Source organism: Ureibacillus sp. FSL E2-3493 (genome assembly GCF_038077515.1).
Lineage (GTDB): Bacteria > Bacillota > Bacilli > Bacillales_A > Planococcaceae > Ureibacillus > Ureibacillus halotolerans.
Window position 1 is genome coordinate 347065 of the sequence record NZ_JBBOPK010000001.1, and the last position, 24317, is coordinate 371381.

Here is a 24317-nt window from a genome sequence, read left to right on the forward strand (position 1 = left end):
CTCATGGAATCACACCAATATTATGAACCCAATAAATACTATGAAGATTTTATTGCGGTTTATAGTAGGGTAAGTACAGCCCAACAAGACATTCAAAAGCAGATTCTACTTGCTGAATCTTATATTCATAATAATCGGATTGATTTAGATAAAGTGATTTGGTTAAAAGATGATAATGTTTCAGCCAATAAATTAGCCATTGAGGATCGGCCAGATTTACAAAAGTTACGATTACTTATTCAGCAGAAAAAAGTAAAAACAGTCATTGTTTACAGTCGTGATCGTTTAGCGCGAAATTTTTATGAATACGTAGCAATAGTTAAAGAGTTTTATAAATACGGAATCAAGGTGATTTTTACATCAACGAAACAACCGCCGTTTTCTCCTAAACTTTCAATTGAATCGTTATATGGGATTTTTGCACAAGTCGAGGGCCAGAATATTTCCGGTAGAAGAAAGGATACAATGAAACAATTTCCTTCTTCTATATTTGGATATAAACGGATTGGAAAAAGAAAAGATGTTAAGTATATCCCGAATCCAGAAGTGGTTAATGACTTAAAATCTTTTTTCTATGAAGTGGCTGAAACCAATGAAGCAGATGATTTGTTCAATATTATAATGAAATACAAAAAGATATTAAAAAACAAAAGGTACGAGGATTTATTAAAATATCTAGAAAATCCTTTTTATTCGGCACATATGAAGACTTCGTACGGTTTTGAAGTTCTCCATCATGTAGAACCGATTATCTCACTAGAAGAACATCTAAAAATTCAAGAAGTGCTAAAAAAATTGAAAGATGAAGTATTTCAAGCCATAACCAATGCAAAGGACAGAGGATACATTACTCCACAATGTATATTTTGCAAAAAAGACATGACTTTTAAAACTTCAAAACTGGGAGAAAGCAGTTACTATATCTGTAAAAGAAAACATGAGGAAATCAGAATTACGGTGGAACAATTGAATGAGAACATTCAATCTAAACTTTCAATCATTATAAAACATATCCCAGTTGAAACAATTAAAAGCTTTGTATTTTCCCATTTATCTAGAATCGAAAAGGATTACAATCATGAGATCATTAACTTAAATCGAAAGTTAAGCTCAATTCATTCTACTATAGTAGAAAAATATGCGGCAAAAAAGAACATCGATTCACTCATTATTGAGTCAATGAATATAAAAAGTAAAATCAATCATCTCCATATTGAATTAGCAAAAATTGCTGAAGCACGAAATTCGGTAAATGATCATGTTAGAACCATTAAGCAGAACTTAGAATTGGAAATTCAAAACTACAATTTATACTATTTATGCCATCTATTCCTTGAAAAAGTAGAAATCGGCTCGGATACATTTATTTATCATGTTCCCTTTGGAGAATTTTTGAAAGTTGGTGAGCCATATGCACTTTATGCATAAATACACTTACTTAATAAATGGGATTTACTTATTGACAGAAACACCTAGACCGAATCTTCAACAGGTAAATTTACCTTTTAATATTTTTAAAGATTCTATTCCTTTAGCAACATCGTATATTCGCTGGTCTGATGATGGACAAACATTCGGCCATTCTTTGCATATCCAAGAATCCGAAATTGTTGCTAGAGCAAAAAGAGAAGGATTTCAAGTTGTCGCATCTTTTATTGAAGAAGCAAAATCCGCCTATCATATTCCTGCACAAAAAAGGGTTCAAATGCAAAATATGAAGCAATTCATTTTAAATAATAAAAATGTGAAAGCTGTCATTTTCTATGAAGAATCAAGAATTACAAGGCTAATTGAAGACTTTGTATTATATGTACTCGGACCAATTAAAGAAGTTCGACCAAATTTTAAAGTATACTCAACGAAGATAGAAGGTGAATGGAACGAAAACAATCCTTATGTTCAAGCAAGATTGTCATTTGCTCATGAAGAATCGGTAGAGAAGTCTCGGAGAGCATCTGATTACCATACGTCTGTAGTAAATTCATCGAAACCCGAACGTCCCGGTTCTAGAAATCCCTATGGTTATTCTCTAACAACAAAGGACAATACGATTGAAACCAATGAAAATAAAACCATTGTCATTCTTATCTTTTATTTATACAGTTACGGTTATAGTGATCGAAAAATCGCAAATTTATTAAATGAAGCGGAAATTCCACCGCCAAGTATTGATGCAAAAGGCTGGAGTGATTCAACCGTACGATATATTTTAAACAATCGTTGGTATATCGGTGACCTAGCTTGGTTTACCCGTACCAGTTTTGATAATAGTAAAAAGAAACCAGAGGAAGACATTTTTCTATTCAAAAATCATCATGAACCTTTAGTTGGTGCTAACTTGTGGAATGTCACCCAATTCTTTAGAAATTATAAACAAAATAAGGATCACATGGATAGTCCGTTTATATTGCGTGATTTAATTTATTGCCATGAATGTAAAGAAAAACTGGTAACGAGAAATTCAACTCCAGCTAAGTCCAAGAAAAAATATATGTATTACTGCTGCCCTTCGTGTAAAAAGAAAATATCATCTGAAAAAATTCATGAAAGTATATTTGCTGATTTTTCATTAAGATGGGGCAGGGAATTGAAAAATTATGAAAAGCAAACGGATAAAATCTTAAATCGATGGAAAAAAGGGCTGGAACAAAAAATCAATGACTTGAACGAAAACCTTGGAAAACTAAAATATCTTTTATCCACACTAGATAAAAATAATGAGTACTATCTGGAGTTAAAAGAAATCTTTGAAATGCAAATATTATCTACTACAAACGAAATACAAGAATACAACACAACAAGAGAACAGATTGATCTTTTGTCAGAAGATATAATGCAAGCCGAATTAATTGGTCGATTCAAACAAGATATTCATAATTATACAAATGAAGAAAAACGCGCTATATTTCTTTTGGCAATCGAAAAGATAGGAATTAACTTTTCGAAAGATAACCATATAAGAATCGATTACCGGCTCACACCATATGTGGAAATCGAAGACTTAATGAAGCAGATAGGCATCGAGAGTGCGTAAACAGTTGTTCAATTTACTTGGACAACTGTTATTTTCTTAAAATGACTTATGGCAGATGCTTTTCGTATAGAAAGCAAGCCAATATATACACAAGTTAAGCAAAGCCCCGTTAGCTTATTAACAAAATATTTATTTTAAGACTTTCCAATCTTTATATATATCAGCATCTATACCTAAATCCTTTGTCTTTAACCATTCAAAAGCTTTTAAAACTAATGGTGAAGCATTATCCAAAGAAACATCTTTTTCAGACACCCAGACGGCTCCCAATGAGTCTTGTCCCTTAAATTGCTCAGGTATTTTTATGTTTCCACCAATTTTTCTAACTGAATAATAAACCGCAATATGATGAACATCCGTAAACTCTTTCCATAACCAAGGTAGTTTAAAATCTATAACCCCAAGGTTTTCCTCAATTTCAATTTCAAGACCTGTTTCTTCAAGGAATTCTCTTTTCATTGCTTCTGATAAAGTTTCACCTTCTTCTAAACTTCCACCGGGTAAGTCAAAACGATTTATATATGGACCAGCATTCTTATTTATTACTAAGAGTTTCCCATCTTCTACATAAATGCCGTAAACTCCAAAGGCCCTGTGATATTTGTTGTTAGACATATTGAAATTACCTCCTAATGACGACTTTCTTTGTTCATCTATCCTGTCCCTTTAGGACATTAAGCAATACCTTGCAAGAAATATAAATATAAGTCCTAATACTGATCATTCATTTATATTATTTTAATTTTTCAATGAGTTCCTTTCGTTCAGTTAAGGGAAGTGTTTTAATTGCGATTAACAGAGCGTCAATGGTTAACCATTTGCTTTCCTTTTTCAAAAATAACCGAATTCTTTCTTTTAAAGAATCTGATACTTCTGTTTCAATCATCCCTGCTTCAATAAATAGTTGCACAACTTCTTCTATTACTTCAGGAGTAATTTGCTTTTCTCTCTCTTGCAACTCTGCTTCGATTTCTGACCAATAATCTCTTAAAAATTGTTCCCACTGGTCATCCTCCAAGTAAAATAAATCTATATAATAATTCTGGTAAGTAATCTCCCCATCCTTTTCATAGAAATTTCTTTTACCAAAGTTATTATTTTGCTGGGAATATAAAGCTTGTAGATTTTGAACTAACTGATTAAATCGCAAATCCGGTTGCTGCTCCCATATTTTGAACAACAGAGTTAAAATCCTTGGAATCCTCTTCGGATCTCTCACTTTCATATCCCTCCAATACAAAAAAATATCTGCTTACTTTACCGAATAATTTATCTTATCACTGCTTACTTTACCGAGTAATTCACCGGTTAGCTTATTGAGTAAAATTCAAGAACTGGTTAAACCCTTTGATATCAAGGGATTCTTGATAATAACATTCGGTAAAGCAAGCATCGAAGGATACTTCGATGAGTACTTTACCGAAACAATAATTAAGGAACTGCTCACTTTACCGAATTAGAGAGTGCTTTCATTTTCTTGAATATCTTGCTTCTAATCCGGCAATTGTCATATTTTCATTCACATCATTATGTGGTATTAATAAGTAAACCCATTCTTTACCGCCATTTTGCATTTCATGTTTTGTTGCATACTTACACCATTCAATCGCTGCATCCTTTTTAGCTTCTACTTCCTTATCACTATCAATTTTGTATAAATATATCTTCCGTTGACATCATTAGTTCCATTTTACCATATTACAAGAATGTCTATCTGTTTCACATAATTATTACAAGTCCCTAACAGGAGCTATTTAAGTCTCTAAATAATAATTTACAACTTTTCATAAAAAACACCTAAATCCTATTAAAATATCTTCAACTTGTAAGTAGAATGTTTCAGAACAAATCGGTTAATCAAAAAATCAACTAAAAAATTTTTTAAAAAAATTCCTTTTTCCTCTTCAAATATGAAAAAACGAAGATACAATGCTTTATGCAAAACGAAAAATACAAATAACTAAGGAGATGAATTTGCTATCCAAAGTGCAGCATATATTCGAACAACAAGTTAAAGTCATATAGATAGAAATAAAAAAAAGCAAACATAGATGTGAAGTCGGAGAATTAAATTCGTTATAAACATTCAAAACAAGCACGCAGTTAATAAAATATTCGATCACACTATAAAAGGTGAAATCCGCAGAGGCTATATGACCATATGCTAATGATTAGTTAAAAATTTCTATGGATAAAGAAAAGGAGAAGAAAAATGATTAACAACCAAGGAAATCTAAAGGGATTTCTCTATATAAGAGTGAATCATCCATCAAAACTTTCAACAGAAGAACATTCACAGCTAACTAATTTCTTATTTGAGTATAGAAGAAATAGTTACAATGGAAAGGGAAATACCTATAAACATCGCATTGAAGAATATTTGTACAAAGTCAAATAAATAGTGTAACCCAATAAAAAGCGAGAACCGCAGAGGTTACGTAACCATTCACATTGTTGGTTATGTTATTCTGCGGATTTTTTTTATATTGAAAAATTATAAAAGGGAGAGCGATAAATCATGAATAGATCAGAAAACACCGTTGAGCGAATTTTTGCAGATACTTCGCTCACCTTCATGGATGTTATAAATTCAATTATTGATCATAAAATTGAAGAACTCGTCAATAATGCTAGTAAGGTAAACACTGCTACATCTCAAAAAGACGAGAAGGAGTATGATTCAAAATGAGATGTGCAGTATATGTTCGTGTTTCTACCGATAAAGAAGAACAAAAAGATTCCTTAAAATATCAGCAAGAACTGTTTTATAATTATATAGCGGAAAAAGGTTGGGATATTTACAAATTTTATATTGACGTTGAAAGCGGGACGACGGCAAAAAGAGAAGAACTTCAAAAACTTATTGAAGATGCTCAGAATAAGGAGTTCGATATCATTCTTGCCAAAGAGTTATCACGCCTTGCCCGAAACGGAGAATTATCCTATAAAATCAAAAACTTATGCGAAAACCAAGGGATTCACATCATTACATTAGATAATGCAATCAATACATTAACAGGTAACACCCATATGTTTGGCCTTTATGCATGGATGTATGAACAAGAATCTCAAAACACGAGTAATCGTGTGAAAGAGACATTAAAAACTCGTGCAAAAAATGGACTTTTTAAAGGTTCGAATCCTCCATATGGTTATGAAGTAAGAGATGGAAAACTGTATATCCGAAATGATGAAACACCAAAGATTGTTAGACGAATTTTTAAAGAATATTTGGAAGGAAACGGACGACAAAGTATTGCAAGACGGCTATATAACGAGGGAATTCCTACTCCTGCTCAAATAGCTGGAAAAGCAAACGCAGGAGATAAGTGGCATGATTCTACCATTAGATGCATCTTGACAAATCCCCATTACGTTGGGGATCTTGTTCAAGGAAGAACAACGACAGTAAGTGTAACAAGTAAAAGAAGAAAAAACGTTCCTAAAGAAAAACAGTTTATTATCAAAAATGCACATGAGCCAATTATATCTAGGGAAACGTTTGATGCTGTCCAAAATCAATTAGAGCAGAGAAGAAAATATATTACAGCACCCAAATTACATCTTTTTACCAACATTCTCTATTGTGCTGACTGTGGTACGGGAATGTGGTATAGAAGTAATCGTCGGGGCTACATCTGTGGAAATTATGCCCGTCATGGCAAAAAGGCTTGTACCGCCCACACGATAAAAGAGGATTTTCTAAAAGAAACGATCCTAAATGACATCCAAACCTTAATTCAACAAGTTGATAAAGAGAAATATATAAAGAAGATGGAGAGAAAATCGAAAAGTACAAAATCGGATTCTCAAAAGAAAATCAATAAGATTAACAAACAGATGGATGTTTTAAAAAATAGAAAAAGGAAATTCATCAACCTGTTAGCTGACGGAATTATCACACATGAAGAATATCAAGAGAGTATTGAAGCAACGAACAAGGATTTAACTGAATTAATGGAACAGAAAAATGAACTTCTTTCATTGATGGAAAGCGAGGATGTAATCGAAACAATTGAAAAGCTCAAAAAGGAATTACTTCAATTCCTAAATTTCGATGAATTAACCGAGGATATTCTCCATCGACTGATTAATCGAATCGAGGTAAAAGAGGACGGTACACCAATAATTCATTACCGGTTTACCCACACCAAAAATTGAATAGAGGCAAGAGAGAAACCTTATCTTGCCTCATTTTTTCATTTTAAAACTATCTGCGAAACGCACTCAACGTGGATGGACCTTAACAGACAAAGATGGAAGTGGACTTTTCTTTGAAAAACAAGGTGAAAAGCTGATTGTAACAACGCAAAAGTGGACTAGTGAGTATGTGTTAGTGGATATCCCGGCTGATTGGAAGGAATAGTAGAGTGGGAGGTGTTCTCTAAAAATAAGACGATGCTATTTTTTAGTTAATAAAATTCAAAATTTCCTAGAGTAATGGCCAGTTTTTAAGAAATTTAGAGTTAGAAATGCCGAACTTTAACATCAAATCGGCCAGATGTATCTTTAGCAGAAACTTACAAGGCTGCTTGTAATCCTAAATAACAAATGCAGGAGGTTTTCTAATGGATGTTCATTATTTTGAACCAATTTCCATCTTTTACTTAGTTTTAGCCCTATTAATTTTGTATCCTATTCTATTCATAATTCTACTAATATCTAGTAAAGTAAATCTTTTAGAAAATTCTTATATGGAATTTCTGCAATTTTATATGCTTACGTCATTTGGTATAGTTATGGATTAGGCGTTTATTTAGATGAATTGGAATACAATGCTGCAAATGAAACGGTGATATTTGGGAATTTCGGATATTTCCATTTAATTTTATTAGCCTTTCCATATATTTTCCTTTTATTTGGGTTTTCGTCTAAGGATAAGAGATTAAATAATTAAAGAATGAGACTAGGGCAAAATCCAAACCACCATTTTCTCGGGTAGAAAAAATGGTGGTTTTTTGTGGCTAAAAAAATGATTACTACCAAATTTTTATTTTAGATTTCGACTAGTTCTAGTCATCTCATTTTTTTATAGAGTAGATTCGTTTAATTTAAAGTAGTTCAAATTGAATAAAAGTAAAATATGAAAATAGTCTTATGGTCTAATTTGATAAATAAAGATACTGTTAATAATATACAATTCCAACAAATATTATTGCATTAAAGCAACTGAAAAGAAGGGTAATTAATATGAAAAAATTTTTAGCATTAACGAGTTTGGCGTTTTTATTAACAGGTTGTAGTCAATTTGTAGAAGGCGTTAAGGAAGGTGTCAATGAAGCGGCAGAGGCACAAGATTCAGAGCAAAAAATAAATGATTTAAAAGAACAGTTAAATAAGGAAATTCAAGTAGAGCCAGTCACTCTTCAAGAAAGTGAATACAATGAGTATATAACAGGAAAAATCGATACTTTGAAAAAAAATCAAGAAGTGATACTTGATGTGTTTAATAATAGTTCTACTATAGAAGATCCAATGTTAAAAATGGGTAATGCAGCGATTGAGAATATGAAAATTTCAAAGGAAATTCAAACTGCAACAGTGCCTGAAAAATATAAAGAAACTCATCAATACTTTGTGGATGCTACGAATAGTTATTTAGTGTATTTAGAAAAGTTAAAAGAAGGATTACTTGTAAACGAAGTAGATGTAAGTAGCGTACTTGATAAATATGAAGAAATGAATGATTTCTTAATGAAAGGTTTAACGATGCTAAACGATTTAGATCCAGAAGCGGTTGGGGATGGAACAATTACAACCGAAGATTTAGATGAATTGGATAGTTTAGCTGGTATTGACCATGATAGTGTAACACTAAATGTATCAAAGGATGGGAAAGAATTAATTGGGAAATGGTTATATGACGACAAGTCTGTAGCCATTGTATTAAATGCTGATGGTTCTTATGAAGGATATGGTAGAGGACTATATCCTAGTAAAGATAATGTAATGTTAGGAACAAGGGAATATGATTTCAGAACACATCAATTACTCATCGAAAACAATGAAGTATATAAGGATGGAAAAAGTGTATCCGCAGGTAACAGAGCCAAACAGGAAATGGTTTTAACCTATTTTAAAGATGGTATTCTTCGCATGATGGATGCCCAGACGTTAGCGGAATTTAGTTTTGAAAAGCAAAAAGAGGAAAAAGAATAAATAAATCCAAATAAATGACAGTTAGACGTTTATCCAAAATGGATGAACGTCTTTTTTGTCTAATTTAAACGAAACCAATAAAGGACAAATCTATTATTTACCGAATGTTATATTTAATCACTTAATGTAAGGAGTGGTGATAGATGGTGAAATCACTTTTAAAAGGAATGGAAGGGGTTTTTATTCCCGTTAAGGATCCGAAATTTTCAGCGGCATGGTATAAAGAGATATTAGGTTTTGAGCTTGTGTATCTCGAAGAAGAGGCGGCGGTGATGAAGATTAGCGAACATTCACCTACTGTTGTTTGTCTAGTTAAAACTGCTAACCACAAGCCAATGAAGTTTCCAGAAAATCAATTTGGTGTAGGAAAATACTACAACTTCATTCCCCAAGATATCGAAGAAATGTACACATATTTAGTTGAAAAGAACGTCAAAGTAAATGAAATGGGTGGGGAAGGAACGACGAAATTTTTTACTTTCTATGATCCAGATCATAATCCTTTAGGTGTTTGCCAATAAGGAAGTTACTACATTACAGAAGGAAGGCCAAGATTTGATGACAACAATCATTAACCGTTTAAACCAAGTTCAGGAAGACGGTCATTTTTCCGGAACAGTTCTAGTAAAAAAAGAAGAAGAAATTTTAGCAATGGAAAGTTACGGATTTGCCAGTCGTTCTGAACAAATTGAAAACAAACCAGATACTCGATTCGGGATTGCATCGGGCTGTAAACTGTTTACTGCGGTCGCGATTTGTCAACTAGTGGAGGCAGGAAAACTTTCCTTTGAAACGAAGCTGCAGGAATGTTTAAAGTATTCTTTTATTCACTTCGATCAAGATATTACGGTTCATCATTTATTAACCCATACGGCTGGAATACCCGACTATTTTGATGAGGAAGTAATGGAAGATTTTGAAGAGTTATGGATTAAAAATCCGATGTACTTAATAAGGAATTTGGAAAATTTCTTACCGCTATTTCAAAATGAATCGATGAAATCGGGAGTAGGGGAAAAGTTCCACTATAACAACGCAGGATATATCTTACTGGGGCTTATTGTAGAACAAGTAAGCCAGCGTCCATTCTCTGAATATGTAAAGGAGAATATATTCAAAAGAGCGAATATGAAAGGCGCTGGTTATTTTGAAATGGATTCACTACCAGAAAAAACGGCTCTTGGGTATATTGATTTTCCAGATGGTACTTGGAAGACGAATATCTATTCATTACCAGTCAAAGGGGGGTCCGATGGAGGGGCCTTTGTGAGCGTAAAGGATATGTCAAATTTCTGGCATGCCCTGATGGATCATCAATTATTAAGGGATGAATACACTCGTAAACTACTTACACCTCACATTCAAGTAAATGAAAATAGTTATTACGGTTATGGTGTTTGGATTCAAAAAAAGGGAAATGAAATGTTCAAGTATCACATAATGGGATACGATCCGGGAGTAAGTTTTCACTCTGCCTTTTATCCTTCATTCTCCATCCAAACTGTCATTTGCTCGAACAAATCTGAAGGTGCTTTTGCCATGATGAAGGCAATTGAAGAGGAAATAGTTGCACAAAGATTAATTAAATAAGCAATAAATAGGCGTTTGTTCAAGGAGGATAAACGCCTTTATTTGTTAAAACTTTAATAATATTAAACTAAACTTGAATTTTATTAAAAATAATGTTTAAATAAAATTAAATAATGATGAAGGGGTGGTGTGATGGATAAGCACGATATTCCAAGTTGGTTATTATCTTTAGAGAAAGAAGACGTTGAATTTATTAAAAATTTCATATTAAATTCAGGTTCTTTAAAAGATATTGCAAGATACTACGAAGTTTCTTATCCGACGGTGAGAATTCGCCTGGATAAATTGATTGAAAAAATTAAAGTTAATGAAAGTACGGAAAATGAAGAATTCATTCGTTTTATTAAAAAACTATCCATCGATGATCGGATTAGTTTAGAAGATGCAAAATTAATCATTGAGAAATATAAAAAGGAGGTACAAAACAAATGAATGACTGGTATCGACTAGGCATCATTGTACTCGTATTTGCTGTTCAACATTTTTTATCGACTAGGAACGAGAGGTATTTAGGTTCTATTATACCGATTGCCTATTTCGTATTTTTATTATATATCCAAACAACTGGAATGGTTGACTGGTCTATTCTGAAACTCATTTTACTGATTATTGTAGGGGAAGCATTTTTAATTGGATATTGGATTAGTGGAAGAAAAATTGTTGCCAATAAAACGCAAAAAGAATTAGAAAAAATGAAAGCTCGTGAAATTTAACTACAGTGAAATAAGCCCTAGACCAAAATAATCTAGGGCTTATTTTATTATTTTGAGCCTTTAAAAAGAAAAGTAACTACGATTTTCGTTTCAGCCGAATTGGGCAAGTTTTGCAAAAGTGCCCTTTGTTTTCTGTTAAATAAGATAAACAGCAAGTTTTTCTATCTTGAGCAGGGCCCTCTAGGTTGCTTAGAGCCTCATCCGTACTTTTAAACTTTAGAAATGGATTATCTTTATAGCTGCCGAATAAAATCCCTTTCCCACGAGCAGCAATCCATTCAAAATCCTCTTTCATATCGAGATACCTAGCCGAATATTGATGGTCATCTAACAAGTTTTTATACATCCAAACAATGTATATATATATGTTTTCCCACATGATGATTTTTGATAGTTTTGTTGTCTGATGAAGTTGGTTAAATAAAACTTCGATATGGTTCGCAAATATGCCCGTTAAAATTTCATTTCTCCAATTCTCCCTGTCCTGTGGTGCCGGACTTAACTTTATATTGTTAAATTTGATTGAAGGCAGCCATAACGGATCCGATTCATCTAACGTTTGAATGGAAACGTTTTGAAAGGAAAAGTTGATTCGTTTATTTAACACGCTCATTGAATATAGCGCGGCTAGGATTGCAAAACTATATCGTTTTACAAAAAGGGATGCAGCGACACCAAGGTTAGCAGCCTTTGTTTTTTCTTTGATTGCCGTTAAATAAAGATGAATTTGTGCTTCATCTAATAAATCACTTATTTGAATCGATAAAGGGGACGAATTCGTTAAGGAAGTGAAACGAAATTTTTCCTCAAGTATTTTTAATTCATCGGGAGAGAACGTGTTCAATAGAGTTTTTCACCCCATTCATATGTCGACCTTTCCCATATGGGACACACATAGGGGTACCAAATATAGGATCTGCCACTACTTCACAATCTAAATGAAATACACTTTTCACTAATTCCCGATCTACGATTTCTTCCGGCTTCCCTTGGGCAAATACCGCTTTATCTTTTACCGCAATGATGTTATGGGCATAGCGACAAGCTAAATTTAAGTCGTGTAATACCATGACAATCGTTCGTTTTTCTTTTTCGTTCAGTTCAAAAAGAAGATCTAAAACTTCAATTTGATGAGTTAAATCGAGATACGTTGTCGGTTCATCTAATAAAATTGTATTTGTATCTTGGGCAAGGGTCATAGCAATCCAAGCTCTTTGTCTTTGTCCACCAGATAAAGAATCCACTAAACGATCGGAAAGCTCTGTCATCCCTGTAGAATGTAGGGCATGACGGACAATTTCTTCATCCTTTGATGACCATTGTTGGTACCATTTTTGATATGGATAGCGTCCTTGTTTCACTAATTGTAAGACCGTTAACCCTTCTGGAGATACAGGTCCTTGGGGTAGCATCGCTAACTTTTTCGCTACTTCCTTTGTAGGCAGCTTCATCATCGCTTCTCCATCTAACAAAATAGCGCCACTTTGAGGCTTTAGTAATCTAGCCATTGAGCGAAGAAGGGTAGACTTCCCGCAACCATTACTTCCAATCAGAACGGTAATTTCACCATTTGGAATCGTAATGTTTAATTGGTCTAATATAATCTGTTCCCCGTAAGTTACCGTTAAATCTTTCGTTTCTAATACATGCATGATCGTTACTCCTTTTTAAGCATTTCGGTGTCTATATAAAAGATAGATAAAATAAGGCGCCCCTATCGTAGCGGTAAATACGCCAGCGGGAACTTCAATCGGTAAAAAGAGCGTTCTACCAATCGTATCAGCAAGTAACACTAAAATAGCTCCTATTATGGCGGAAAGAGGCAAAAGATTGCCAAAGGATGAACCGACTAATTTTCGAGCAATATGGGGTGCCATTAAACCGACAAACCCAATACCTCCTGCAAAGGCCACAGCACTTCCAATTAGAGCTGTACTTAGTAATAACAGCCCTAAACGCTGTCTTTCAATTTTTGTCCCAAGACCTAAAGCGATGTCTTCTCCAAGTTCTTGAATATTTAAATGTCTCGTCATCATAAACGTAATGATTAATAAGACAATGGTGATGGGCGCTAAAATTTGAACATTGTTCCAATTCGATCCATAAACGGAGCCGGTTATCCAGACATTCGCCTGACTTGCCTGAACAATCGGACCTAAAATCATAAATAAATTCGTTAACGCTTTTGTTAATGCCCATAAACCAATTCCGATTAGTACTAAACGGAAAGGGGATAGGCCGTTTTTCCATGCAAGGATATAAAGGAGAAAGGCAATAATCGTTGCTCCTATAAAGGCGGCAAGGGGCATCCAATGGATACTTACCGTTAAAACATTACTATCGTTACTAAAAAGTGCTAAAAATAACACGACCGCGACTGATGCTCCACCGGTAATGCCCGTTACATCCGGTGATGCTAATGGATTTCGAAGAATGGATTGTAAAATGGCTCCGGCTACTGCCAGACTAATCCCAACCAAAATGGATATTAAAATTCTTGGCATTCGAAAAGATTCAACGACCATCGATTCAAAACTATCACTATTCCCTAGAAGTATATTGAATACTTTCCAAGGAGAAAAATATTGCTCTCCCATACCAGCGCTTAAAAGGAAAAGAAAGCAAAGAAAAAGAAGGAAAGAGACATTATATTTAAATGCTTTATGATCCACTAAAAAAGAGAATTTCTCCCGAAAAGCTCTTACTGAAGTATATTTTTTCATGTTACTTTCCACCTTTTCTTGCAATGTAAATAAAGAATGGTATACCGACGAGTGCCGTCATAATACCAACGGGTACTTCTTCCGGCATCAGTACATATCGTGCACCGATATCCGCTATCACAAGGAAAATTCCTCCGACGATTGCGCAGTAAGGGATCATCCAACGATAATCAATTCCTACAACCGTTCTTACAATATGTGGTACGACAATACCGATAAATCCGATGGGACCAGCAATCGCAACAGAACCACCAGCAAGTAAAATAATCGCTAGCCCCGTTACTAACTTTACAAATCCTGTCCGTTGTCCTAATCCTTTCGCTACATCATCGCCCATCGTTAAAATATTTATCTTCGAAGCTATCACTAAAGCGATTACGACCCCAATGATGATATAGGGGAGTACGGATAGTAAAATGGCTAGTTCTCTCCCTTGAACAGAGCCAGACATCCAAAATAACATTTGATCCAAAGCCGATTCATCCATAACAAGTAGTCCTTGAGTTAACGAACCAAAAAGCGCTGCAATGGCGGCCCCGGAAAGGGTCATTTTAATAGGTGTCATGCCTTCCCGACCAACGGAGCCTAAAAAGTACACTAAGAGCCCTGCAATCATTGCGCCTAAAAAAGCAATCCAAGTTGTTGCTTGTAAAGAAGAGATAGAAAATAACATGAGTGCAACGACAATAAAAAAGCTCGCACCCGCGTTAAATCCTAAAATGTCTGGAGAAGCTAGAGGGTTTCTAGTTAAGGCTTGCAATAAAGCCCCAGCTATCGCCAAACTTGCCCCTACAACTGTCCCAATTAAAGCCCTCGGTAGTCGAACATCTTGAATAATGATATGTTCATTGGAGCCGTCAAAATGGCTAAAGGCATCGATTACTGTATGGAACGTTAAATCCGTATAGCCAAGAACTAGGCTTAGAAAATTTACGATTAGAAGTAAAATAACTCCTAATACTAATCCAGCTACTTTTCCATTTTTGCTATGAAGTTGCATATCGTTTTCTCCCTATGTATCTATTTATAATTTGAGAAATGGTCGAAAAAATAATAGTGATTATCATTTTCAATTACATATTGACAGAGATTATTTTATCCAATATGATTCAGAATGTAAATGAAAATCATTCTCAAAAGGGGATAGAAAAATGATAAACTTTTTTAAGCATAGTAAACTTTTATTTTTTACTGCTTTACTATTTGTTGTCGTACTAAGTGGGTGCGGAAACAAGGCAGAAACTTCGAAGGAAGAGAGTACATCTGATAAAGCATCAAGTACAGAAAGTTATACAGTTGAACACGCAATGGAGTCAACGGAAATAAAGAAAACACCTGAACGTGTGGTTATTTTAACAAATGAAGGAACAGAGGCTTTATTAGCTTTAGGCGTGAAACCAGTAGGAGCTGTAGAGTCTTGGACTGGCGATCCTTGGTATGACCATATTAAAGCGGATATGGAAGGGGTCACGAGTGTTGGTACGGAAGGTGAACCAAGCTTAGAAACGATTGCATCATTAAAGCCAGATTTAATTATCGGGAACAAAATGCGTCATGAGAAAATTTATGAACAGTTAAAATCGATTGCCCCAACAGTATTTGCTGAAGATCTTCGTGGAGATTGGAAGAAAAACTTTGAGCTTTACGCTAAAGCTGTGAACAAAGAAGAAGAAGGGAAAAAAGTAATTGGCGATTTTGATAACCGTATTGCAGATTTAAAAAGCAAATTAGGTGACCAATTACAAAAAGAAATATCGATTGTACGCTTTATGGCAGGAGATGTTCGAATCTATCATAAAGATACATTCTCTGGTGTGATATTAGATCAATTAGGATTTGCCCGTCCAGAATCACAAAATGTGGATGATTTTGCGGAAAAAAATGTAACAAAAGAACGTATACCTGCAATGGATGGAGATATGATTTTCTACTTCTCTTATGAAACAGGTGATGGTGAAGCTTCTAAACTAGAAGAAGAATGGGTGAATGATCCATTATTTAAAAACTTAAGTGCCGTTAAAGAAGGGAACATTCATAAAGTAAGTGATGAAATTTGGAATACAGCTGGAGGCGTCAAGGCTGCTAACTTAATGTTAGACGATATCGAAAAATTTTTCCTTGAAGGCAAATAAGCCTTAAAATCAAGTAAGGTATTTAGAACAAGTTCGTTCTAAATACTTTTTTGTTTTACTCAAGTTAGCCTTAACAAAGATTTTTCATGCAAAGGTAAAATCTAGTACAAGTAAAACATATATTTATTAAAAATTTTGAATTCATCTAGGAACTACTATTCATTCAATATCGTCCTATCATTATTAGCGATTTACTTAGTCGGGGACGGTTACTATTGGAAAGGTAATGGAATGAATAGAGCTTTCATCGCTGAGTTTTCCTTTTCGTAATAAGGGTATCACTATACAAAGAGGAGTGACAAGTAATGGAAGTATATGTTATTACTTTTATTGGATTAGCCCTTTTGTTTCTCTTTGTAACCTTCGGAGTTCAAATGGGCGTTGATAGTTCAAAACAAGTGAAGGCTTTAAAGACGGAATTGAAAAATATAAAAAAACAAATAAAAGAGTTAGAGGAAAAGCAAAAATAGATTGAGAAATAAAAAGTATTATTCCGCTAGAATGGAGCAGAATTCGTTTTTATAAATGCGAAAAGTAAAAGGAGCTTTTTTCATGGAAAGTCATATAATCGACCAAATAGAACGCATCAAGAAGTCATTGCGAAAATCGTGGTCTTTACAATCTAGTTCAAAATGGAGCGCGGATAATCCTGCAAAGGGCCAATGTGGAGTAACGGCATTAGTTGTACACGACATTTTAGGCGGGGAAATCAGAAAGACGAAACTACCAGATGGATGGCACTTTTATAATGTAATTAGCGGGGAACGTTTTGATTTTACAGCTTCACAATTTGAAGAAGACATCGTTTATACGGATGTTCTCTCGAACCGAGAGGAAGCCTATGCTGATACGAACGAATCACAGTACAGCTATTTAAAACAAACAGTATTCATGAACTTAAAGAATGAATCATAACCTAGGTGCTTTGCTTGAAACAGCAAGGCATTTTTTGTTCTCTTGTAATGAAAGGAAAAATGAAACAGTTAGAAGAAATAGTTATAAAGAGGAGGGAGATTAAATGGCTAATATTCAAATGATTGAGGTCAATACTGAAATGCTAGAAGGTATAGGAAGCTATTGTCTTAGAAGTAAGAAAAAATCACAAGGATACATAAATAAAAATAAATGGCTAAACAAACGATTTGAAGAAGGTTTGAAGTATATTCAATTACTAAAAAACAATAAACAAGTAGGGTTTATTGAATATACGGATGCAGAATTTTCTTCTCGAGTCGTTCACGCTGATGATTATTTAGTTATTCATTGTCTTTGGGTAAGTGAAACAGGTAAAGGTCACGGGGCTAAACTTATTAACAAATGCATTCAAGATGCAAAGAGTCGTTTGAAAAAAGGTGTCATAGTTGTAACAAACTCGGAAACTTCTTGGACACCAAGTAAAGAGATTTTTTTGAAAAACAACTTTAAGTTGGTAGATACAGCACCTTATCAATTTGAGTTGCTCGTCTATCGGTTTGAAAATAACACTTCTTTACCTACCTTTCCTACTAATTGGGAGAATCGCATACAACGATTTCAAGACCTTACAATACTCCGTTCTTTTCAATGTCCATATGTAGAAGTAGCAACAGAAAATCTAATTACCGCTGCAAATGAACTAGGATTGGATGTAAACGTAATTGATTTGAAAAATAGAGGTGAGTTAATGGAGTTATCCCCAACGCCATATGGTATTTTTTCCGTTGTCTTTAAGGGAACTCTTATTTCCTTTCATCGATTGACGATTCATTCGGTAATGAAGCGGTTAAAAGAGCTTATGGATTAAATTCATCTCATATACACTGGGACATTTGTATGGAATTTTATTTATTATGGAAAACGAAACTGTGATGAGCATATATCAAAGGATTTATGCTCTTTTTTGTTGAAAGGATTAGTAGAGTAACAATTCTACAAAACGGGGAGGAAATGTAATGATTATTAGACTCGCAGAAACAAAAGACATTGATCAACTAATTAAAATGAGATGGGATTTTACGATTGAGCACGATGAAAGTAAGAAAAATGCGTCTTTCGAGGATTTCGAAAAGGAATGTCATGCATTTTTAGAAATTGCCCTTCAAAGGGATAGGTGGTTTATTTGGATTGCTGAGGAAAATGGAAAAGTGGCATCCCATATATACATAGAGGTAATTCAAAAAGTACCAAGACCAGGTAGAGTAACCCGTCCATTTGCGTATATGACAAATGTTTATACCATTCCCGAGTATAGAAATAAGGGAGTAGGAAGTAACTTGCTAAGGTCAATAAATAACTGGGTGAAAGAAAATGAGTATGAATTTGTTATTGTATGGCCAAGTGATGAAGCCATTCACTTTTATCAGAAAAATGGTTACGTTCATTGCAAAGAGCCGATGGAGTTCTTCCCAAATTAAGTTAGGTTTGCTTTTGGAAATAAGAAGAGGGAGAAAATTAAAAAATACATGAAGGTTTGTGAAGAGAATCAAGGTCTATAGTATTTTATACCTAAAATAATACCTAAAAAAGGTCCTTTTTTATATCGAATCCAACGTTTATAATAGGTTGAACGAAGTGGTTTAGATAAGAAAAAGTACCTATTTTTAAGTCTTTCCACTCCTTATCATTCACAACTCTGTCATCGTTATCAGAGAAATAGAAAAAGAAAGTTGAGGGTTCATTTTGAAGTGGTTTAAAGACTTAAAAACAGCTACTAAATTGATTAGTACATTCATTATCATGAGTGTCGTTTTAGGTGCGGTAGGAATTTACAGTTTGATCAATTTAAGTAGCATGGATGAGAAAATAGGTTTTATGTATAACGAGCGGGTTATACCGATTAGCGATTTAGGTAGAGCAGAGACAGATTTCCAACGACTGCGAGTACTTATTCGTGACATGATGTTTACATCAACGACGCAAGAGAGAAAAGACGAAATCAATGAACAAGGTGTTCAAGCTATTGAAGAAATAGAAAGTAAGTTAGAGAAGTACAGTAATACCATTATTACCCCGGAAGAGCAGGCAATTCTTGACGAAATTTATCCTGCATTCGACGATTATTTATCCATTTATGATACAGCGTTAGAGTTTGCTTATGCTGGTGATGTTGAAAGTTATTTAGAAAAAGCACCTGAATTTGCGGAAGCGGGAGATAAAGTACAAGGATATCTTAAAGATCTTATTGATTTGAATATTCATTTAGCTGATACAACAAATATGGAGTCGAAAGAACTGTATAATTCTGCTACCATCATTACGATTATTGTGCTAATTCTTTCAGTTCTATTTGCAATTGGTTTAGGCGTTGTTATAGCTAGACTTATTTCGAAACCTTTAAAAGATGTCTCCGGTTTAGTTGCAGATGTTTCACAAGGGGACTTGACGAAAACAATCTCTATCAATACGAAAGATGAAGTTGGCGACTTAGCTCGTTCGATTAATCGTATGATCATCAGCTTACGTTCAACAGTTGAAGGAATTCTTTTATCTGCAGAAAATGTATCAGCATCTGCACAAGAAATTTCTGCTACAACGGAAGAAGTAGCGAGCAGTGCGTCTACTCAAGCAAATGATGCTCAAAAAATTACCGAATTATTTAAAGAGATTGCTAAAGGTGCTGACAGTCAAGCATACGATGCTCAAACAATAAAAGAATTGTTCGGAGAATTGAATAAAGCGATTGATTTGGTTGCGAATAATGCGAATGAAACAGCTACTTTAAGCGATCATTTATCGAAAGTAGCGTTCGATGGAACAAAAGTTGTGGAAGCATCGATTATAGGCATGGAGGATATTAGCCATCAAATGACATTGCTTGAAAAAGAGGCAAATCATATTGGCGATATTATTCAGGTGATTGATGATATTGCAAGCCAAACAAACTTGTTAGCCTTAAATGCAGCAATTGAAGCGGCTCGAGCAGGCGAGCACGGAAAAGGGTTTGCCGTTGTAGCTGAAGAAGTTCGTAAATTAGCAGAACAGTCTAGCGATGCGACGAAGGAAATTACCACAATTATTAAAGGGATTCAAAACAACACGTCTCAAAGTGTGCATGCTGTAGTTGAGGGAGTCAAATCAACAAAACGTACTGGACAAGCCTTTAATGAAATTACAGAGATGATGGCTAAAGCAAACGAAAAGACAATGGAAATTGCTTCTGCAAGTGTTCAACAATCTACACAATCTAACCATGTTATGAAGGCGATTGAGAGTATAGCATCAGCAAGTGCTCAACAATCTTCCCAATCAGCTAGTGTAATGCAAGCGGTAGAGAGTATTGCAGCGACAAGTGAAGAAGCCGCTGCAGCAAGTGAACAAACAGCAGCAACATCCCAGTCATTAGCAAACTTAGCTGAAAAATTAAATGAATCTGTCTCAATCTTTAAAATTCATAAATAGAAAAGGTTATTTACCATCCTATTAAACGAAATCGATAAAATGCTAAGGAAACAGAAAATTTCCTTAGCATTTTTTATTGACAGAAAAGTGGTATGCTGATATGGTTATACACATAAGTATATAACCATAAAGCTTAAGGTGTCCATGAAAGGGTTTGAAATGATATTAAAATGTCGGAATTAAAAATGAAAAGTGGTGATAAGATTGGGCAGTTTATTAGATCAAGATAAACCAATTTATGTACAAATACGTGAAAAAATTGAAGATCAAATCGTGGACGAACAACTGAAAGAAGGAGAGCAAGCACCTTCTACAAACCAGCTTGTAAGTTTTTATAAAATCAATCATGCAACGGTATCGAAAGGGGTTAATCAACTAGTGGAAGAAGGCATTTTATTTAAAAAGAGAGGAATCGGCATGTTCGTAGCAGAAGGTGCAAGAGAAAAACTCATCCAAAAAAGAAAAGATGCTTTTTTAGATAATTTTGTTGTAGGTCTCGTTCAAGAAGCGAATAAGTTAGGCATAAGCGATCAGGAACTATTTGATTTAATTAAAAAATGTAAAGGAAGTGATGGGGAATGACCATACAAATTGATGTAAAAAATCTTTCTCTCCAATTTGGAAACCATTATGCGTTAAAAGATGTAAGCTTTCAGTTAAGTGACAATAAAATATACGGATTAATCGGGAGAAATGGTGCAGGTAAAACATCGCTATTATCCATACTAGCATCCTTTCGCGAACCGACTAATGGTACGTTAAAAATAAATGGGGAAGTTCCTTTTGAAAATGCGAAAATCATGCAACAAGTGAATTTCATCTTCAATAAAGACAATCAAGATGAAACAGAAAAATTGGAACGAATATTGGGAGATGTTCAGCGGTATCGACCAAATTTTGATATGGAATATGCCAATTACTTAGTGAAGAAATTCAACTTACCTGTTGATAAGCCCATTCGTAAGCTTTCTAAGGGAATGCAATCAGCGGTCAATGCCGTAATAGGTTTAGCTAGTCGTACACCGATTACGATTTTTGATGAAGTTTATAACGGGATGGATGCCCCAACTAGAGAAATCTTTTATCAAGAGTTGTTGGAAGACCAATCTGAGCATCCCCGTATCATCATCCTTTCGACACACCTTGTATCTGAAATGGATTATTTATTTGACGAAGTTTTGATTTTAAATAAAGGGCAACTTGTACTCCATGAAGATTATGAAACGGTTGTGACAAAAGGGGCTTCCATTACAGGGGCAAGTGAAGCTGTTGATGCCTTTACGCAATCTATGAACATATTAAATACGAAACAATTAGGGAATACAAAATCCGTTATGGTTTATGGGGAATTAAGTGATGCAGATCGCAAGCTCGCCCATCAAAATGGTTTGGAAGTTGGACCGATCTCACTACAAGACCTATTTATTCATTTAACAGAGGGGGAAGAATAAGATGCCACGAATTTATCCTAAAGTAGCAAAGGATATGTTTTTAGTCCAAGGATCATGGGCATTTGGCTTTATGGGGGTCATGCTCATTATTCAATTCGTGAAAATCATGTCATCGATATTGAGCGATGTTAAAATCGTATCTTCACTATTTAAAGAGAGTGGTGGCGTAAATACGTATTTCGATTCATTATTCATTGCTTCTAATATTTTTATGCTGGTCATTGGGATTATTTCCGCGGTGAGCGTACTATCCCATTATGTGAGCAATGGTGTTACAAGAAAAGATTATTTCAAGGGGACATTAATTGGCACGTTAGGCCTTGCGATTACGATTCCAGTTGCTGGTGCGATTATTTCCGCAGTAATAACTTTCATCGTGAACCTTTTGAACATTCCGGTAAATATGAATCCACTAGATGGATCGATGAACGAGACGGAAGGGCACCTTATTGCAGAATTAATTTTATCCATCATTTTCACACCGTATGAAGACCCTAGCTCTAGTTGGCTACTAGCTATCTTCATTTTCGCAATAAATATTTTCACTTATTATGTAGCGGGTTGGTTAATTGGCGCGGCCTTTAGTCGATTCGGTATATTCGGTATCGTATCAATTGTGCTAGCCTTTGTTTTAATTTATATTGAGGATATTTTAATATCCATTAGCTTAGGTTTACCAGTTCCAAGTTTTATAACAATAACAGAATTACCCCTCGCTTTTTCTGTAATCGGAACTTTCGTGTTAATTGCCATTTACTGTTGGTTAATTCGTCTAATGACGAAAAAAATAATTGTGAAATATTAGTTTAGTAGAGTTAATCCGGGAGGGTTAGCTCTTTTTTATTGGTCCTTATTTATCCGACGGTTATGTAATGTTACTGGGGGAGGAAAACTAAATTTATTTTACATCTGGCTTGTTTTTTTCTGCTCTTTCAAGTATTTCGAAAAGGTCTTTTACAATTTCCTTTCCTTGGATTTCATATTCCTTGCCGTTAAAATAAACGATACCGTTTTTGTTTATATAAATATGGTTTGATGTATTGTTGTAAATAAAGAAAACTGAATAACCTTCTGAAAAAGAAAAAGTCTCTTTATAATCAGGTATGCGTTTTACAGTTAGTTTTTCAATAGAATTTATAACAGTGGGGTGAAGGGGATGCTCTTCATCAATTATCATAAAAGCCTTCAATATGTCTTCTTCACTTAAGTTAATAATGGTAATGTCATGTATTTCTTCACTTAGCTGATATGTATCAAAAAACGCCTCTACGAGTTTTTTTGTTCGGTATTCATTCCAATAAAATACGAGAATAATAACTAGAATTGTAACGAGGACAGTACGCTTAATCCATGTTTTTTTCATTAGAAAAGAGCCTTCCTTCAACAATTAAGATACTTAAGATTCTAACTTTTATGGAATTTTTAGTCAAAGACTTCTAGTTATAGAAATGACATTGGAATTTATTTAAACCGACTATCAGATACAAATAAATAATGATAAAAGAGGTGTATAGGTATGAATTGGAGAAATGGAATATTTGTTTTATTCAGTTTGATATTTATATCAGGTTGTCAAAGTGCAGATAAAATACCTGAATTTATTTCTTCTCCAGAGGATGTAGTAAATAAGCCTAATGGAATACAAAATATCGAGCGATTTGAACAATTTCTTAGCAACATGAAAGAAGGGAAAGAAGATGAAGTTCGAATCGTTCATTATACAATAGAAGGAGATCCCATTTTGCATGTTCTAGAGTATGATGGAGAAATCATTCATTCAACCTATGATACTCGGAGAGATAAGTATGGTCAAGGAAGCGTTAGCCAGACAACATGCAGTTCCATTGAGGAAATACAAACAGGAGAAGATACGGAATATAATTTAGAGGGGAGCGGAAATTCGGAAGTCAACATTATACTTACTGTACAGGAATAGTAAAAATGGATTTTCTCCCTTAATAAACGGAATAAAAACAATATAATGGACCCAATAAAAAAACCAAAACATTGTGGATGACGGTCGTTGTTCAAAAATACTTTTCATAGAAACAAATAGTCTTAACTCAATATCGTTAAAGCTTTTTCAAAATCCGAAATAAAAGGTGCATATATAAAAACGAAGAAGTTTTTTAGATTTG

Annotated in this window: 28 protein-coding genes; 21 read left to right on the forward strand and 7 right to left on the reverse strand. The window is 34.3% G+C overall.

All coding sequences use genetic code 11. The features are described from left to right. The first annotated feature begins 3 nt into the window (after nucleotides 1-3). Both MHH69_RS01865 and MHH69_RS01870 read left to right on the forward strand, forming a co-directional pair. Complete coding sequence (locus tag MHH69_RS01865; RefSeq protein ID WP_341361603.1) at nucleotides 4-1428, forward strand: recombinase family protein; 1425 nt, start codon at nucleotides 4-6, stop codon at nucleotides 1426-1428. Then, nucleotides 1412-3034, forward strand: a complete 1623-nt coding sequence (locus MHH69_RS01870) for a recombinase family protein (protein ID WP_341361604.1) — start codon at nucleotides 1412-1414, stop codon at nucleotides 3032-3034. The genes MHH69_RS01865 and MHH69_RS01870 overlap by 17 nt, the downstream gene beginning before the upstream one ends. Nucleotides 3035-3163: 129 nt before the next feature. Here MHH69_RS01870 and MHH69_RS01875 read toward each other — a convergent pair whose 3' ends face one another. After that, nucleotides 3164-3649 carry an NUDIX hydrolase gene (locus tag MHH69_RS01875; protein WP_341361605.1) on the reverse strand — a complete coding sequence of 162 codons (486 nt, stop codon included), beginning with the start codon at nucleotides 3647-3649 and terminating at the stop codon, nucleotides 3164-3166. 118 nt (nucleotides 3650-3767) lie between these two features. Beyond that, nucleotides 3768-4214 carry a hypothetical protein gene (locus MHH69_RS01880; RefSeq protein WP_341361606.1) on the reverse strand — a complete coding sequence of 149 codons (447 nt, stop codon included), beginning with the start codon at nucleotides 4212-4214 and terminating at the stop codon, nucleotides 3768-3770. Nucleotides 4215-5246: 1032 nt separating this feature from the next. Between MHH69_RS01880 and MHH69_RS01885 the strand changes: the two genes are divergently transcribed. The 9 genes from MHH69_RS01885 to MHH69_RS01925 all read left to right on the forward strand — a co-directional run bounded on the left by MHH69_RS01885 (nucleotide 5247) and on the right by MHH69_RS01925 (nucleotide 11496). Continuing rightward, nucleotides 5247-5432 carry a hypothetical protein gene (locus MHH69_RS01885; RefSeq protein ID WP_041845302.1) on the forward strand — a complete coding sequence of 62 codons (186 nt, stop codon included), beginning with the start codon at nucleotides 5247-5249 and terminating at the stop codon, nucleotides 5430-5432. A 120-nt stretch (nucleotides 5433-5552) separates the two neighbouring features. Beyond that, the gene (locus tag MHH69_RS01890; RefSeq protein ID WP_162835916.1) at nucleotides 5553-5723 is read left to right on the forward strand and encodes a hypothetical protein; all 171 of its coding nucleotides are present in this window, start codon (nucleotides 5553-5555) and stop codon (nucleotides 5721-5723) included. Next, entirely contained in the window at nucleotides 5720-7195 is a 1476-nt protein-coding gene (locus MHH69_RS01895) for a recombinase family protein (RefSeq protein ID WP_341361607.1), read from the forward strand. The genes MHH69_RS01890 and MHH69_RS01895 overlap by 4 nt, the downstream gene beginning before the upstream one ends. Before the next feature lie 25 nt (nucleotides 7196-7220). Then, nucleotides 7221-7400, forward strand: a complete 180-nt coding sequence (locus tag MHH69_RS01900) for a hypothetical protein (RefSeq protein WP_341361608.1) — start codon at nucleotides 7221-7223, stop codon at nucleotides 7398-7400. Between the two features lie 824 nt (nucleotides 7401-8224). Continuing rightward, nucleotides 8225-9193 (forward strand): DUF3994 domain-containing protein, encoded by a 969-nt coding sequence (locus MHH69_RS01905; protein WP_341361609.1) that lies wholly within the window; start codon nucleotides 8225-8227, stop codon nucleotides 9191-9193. Between the two features lie 143 nt (nucleotides 9194-9336). Continuing rightward, entirely contained in the window at nucleotides 9337-9714 is a 378-nt protein-coding gene (locus tag MHH69_RS01910; protein WP_122973012.1) for a VOC family protein, read from the forward strand. Between the two features lie 34 nt (nucleotides 9715-9748). Next, nucleotides 9749-10783, forward strand: coding sequence for a serine hydrolase domain-containing protein (locus MHH69_RS01915; protein WP_122973013.1), 1035 nt, complete (start codon nucleotides 9749-9751; stop codon nucleotides 10781-10783). Nucleotides 10784-10915: 132 nt separating this feature from the next. Further along, nucleotides 10916-11215 (forward strand): DUF2089 family protein, encoded by a 300-nt coding sequence (locus MHH69_RS01920; RefSeq protein WP_122973014.1) that lies wholly within the window; start codon nucleotides 10916-10918, stop codon nucleotides 11213-11215. Then, nucleotides 11212-11496 carry a hypothetical protein gene (locus MHH69_RS01925; protein WP_341361610.1) on the forward strand — a complete coding sequence of 95 codons (285 nt, stop codon included), beginning with the start codon at nucleotides 11212-11214 and terminating at the stop codon, nucleotides 11494-11496. Before MHH69_RS01920 ends, MHH69_RS01925 begins: the two co-directional genes overlap by 4 nt. A gap of 76 nt (nucleotides 11497-11572) precedes the next feature. On the opposite strand, the gene MHH69_RS01930 is transcribed toward MHH69_RS01925, so the two are convergent. From MHH69_RS01930 to MHH69_RS01945, 4 genes are read right to left on the reverse strand one after another with little or no spacing between them, the layout of a single operon-like run. Continuing rightward, nucleotides 11573-12340: an IucA/IucC family C-terminal-domain containing protein gene (locus MHH69_RS01930; protein WP_341361611.1), complete on the reverse strand. Its 768-nt coding sequence runs from the start codon at nucleotides 12338-12340 to the stop codon at nucleotides 11573-11575. Continuing rightward, a complete protein-coding gene (locus tag MHH69_RS01935; RefSeq protein ID WP_341361612.1) occupies nucleotides 12318-13148 on the reverse strand; it encodes an ABC transporter ATP-binding protein in 831 nt (276 codons plus the stop codon). The genes MHH69_RS01930 and MHH69_RS01935 overlap by 23 nt, the downstream gene beginning before the upstream one ends. Before the next feature lie 15 nt (nucleotides 13149-13163). Then, nucleotides 13164-14219, reverse strand: a complete 1056-nt coding sequence (locus MHH69_RS01940; protein ID WP_122973017.1) for a FecCD family ABC transporter permease — start codon at nucleotides 14217-14219, stop codon at nucleotides 13164-13166. Between the two features lies 1 nt (nucleotide 14220). Further along, on the reverse strand, nucleotides 14221-15219 hold the full coding sequence (locus tag MHH69_RS01945) for a FecCD family ABC transporter permease (RefSeq protein ID WP_341361613.1): 999 nt from the start codon (nucleotides 15217-15219) through the stop codon (nucleotides 14221-14223). A gap of 151 nt (nucleotides 15220-15370) precedes the next feature. Between MHH69_RS01945 and MHH69_RS01950 the strand changes: the two genes are divergently transcribed. The 9 genes from MHH69_RS01950 (at nucleotide 15371) to MHH69_RS01990 (ending at nucleotide 22984) form a co-directional block, all read left to right on the forward strand. Further along, nucleotides 15371-16351 (forward strand): ABC transporter substrate-binding protein, encoded by a 981-nt coding sequence (locus tag MHH69_RS01950; protein WP_341361614.1) that lies wholly within the window; start codon nucleotides 15371-15373, stop codon nucleotides 16349-16351. Nucleotides 16352-16656: 305 nt separating this feature from the next. Further along, entirely contained in the window at nucleotides 16657-16821 is a 165-nt protein-coding gene (locus tag MHH69_RS01955) for a DUF5320 domain-containing protein (RefSeq protein WP_158599721.1), read from the forward strand. Between the two features lie 82 nt (nucleotides 16822-16903). Continuing rightward, nucleotides 16904-17266: a YunG family protein gene (locus MHH69_RS01960; RefSeq protein WP_341361615.1), complete on the forward strand. Its 363-nt coding sequence runs from the start codon at nucleotides 16904-16906 to the stop codon at nucleotides 17264-17266. A gap of 103 nt (nucleotides 17267-17369) precedes the next feature. Further along, entirely contained in the window at nucleotides 17370-18134 is a 765-nt protein-coding gene (locus tag MHH69_RS01965) for a GNAT family N-acetyltransferase (RefSeq protein ID WP_122973021.1), read from the forward strand. Between the two features lie 148 nt (nucleotides 18135-18282). After that, nucleotides 18283-18744, forward strand: coding sequence for a GNAT family N-acetyltransferase (locus MHH69_RS01970; protein WP_341361616.1), 462 nt, complete (start codon nucleotides 18283-18285; stop codon nucleotides 18742-18744). Between the two features lie 265 nt (nucleotides 18745-19009). Then, the gene (locus tag MHH69_RS01975) at nucleotides 19010-20728 is read left to right on the forward strand and encodes a methyl-accepting chemotaxis protein (RefSeq protein ID WP_341361617.1); all 1719 of its coding nucleotides are present in this window, start codon (nucleotides 19010-19012) and stop codon (nucleotides 20726-20728) included. Nucleotides 20729-20932: 204 nt separating this feature from the next. Then, nucleotides 20933-21310 (forward strand): GntR family transcriptional regulator, encoded by a 378-nt coding sequence (locus MHH69_RS01980; RefSeq protein ID WP_191706498.1) that lies wholly within the window; start codon nucleotides 20933-20935, stop codon nucleotides 21308-21310. Further along, nucleotides 21307-22179, forward strand: a complete 873-nt coding sequence (locus tag MHH69_RS01985; RefSeq protein ID WP_341361618.1) for an ABC transporter ATP-binding protein — start codon at nucleotides 21307-21309, stop codon at nucleotides 22177-22179. Before MHH69_RS01980 ends, MHH69_RS01985 begins: the two co-directional genes overlap by 4 nt. Before the next feature lies 1 nt (nucleotide 22180). Then, entirely contained in the window at nucleotides 22181-22984 is an 804-nt protein-coding gene (locus MHH69_RS01990) for a hypothetical protein (protein ID WP_341361619.1), read from the forward strand. 93 nt (nucleotides 22985-23077) lie between these two features. Here the strand turns inward: MHH69_RS01990 and MHH69_RS01995 are convergent, their stop codons facing one another. Next, nucleotides 23078-23542, reverse strand: coding sequence for a hypothetical protein (locus MHH69_RS01995; RefSeq protein WP_341361620.1), 465 nt, complete (start codon nucleotides 23540-23542; stop codon nucleotides 23078-23080). Between the two features lie 153 nt (nucleotides 23543-23695). Between MHH69_RS01995 and MHH69_RS02000 the strand changes: the two genes are divergently transcribed. Further along, entirely contained in the window at nucleotides 23696-24115 is a 420-nt protein-coding gene (locus MHH69_RS02000) for a DUF4362 domain-containing protein (RefSeq protein ID WP_122973028.1), read from the forward strand. Nucleotides 24116-24317 lie beyond the last annotated feature (202 nt).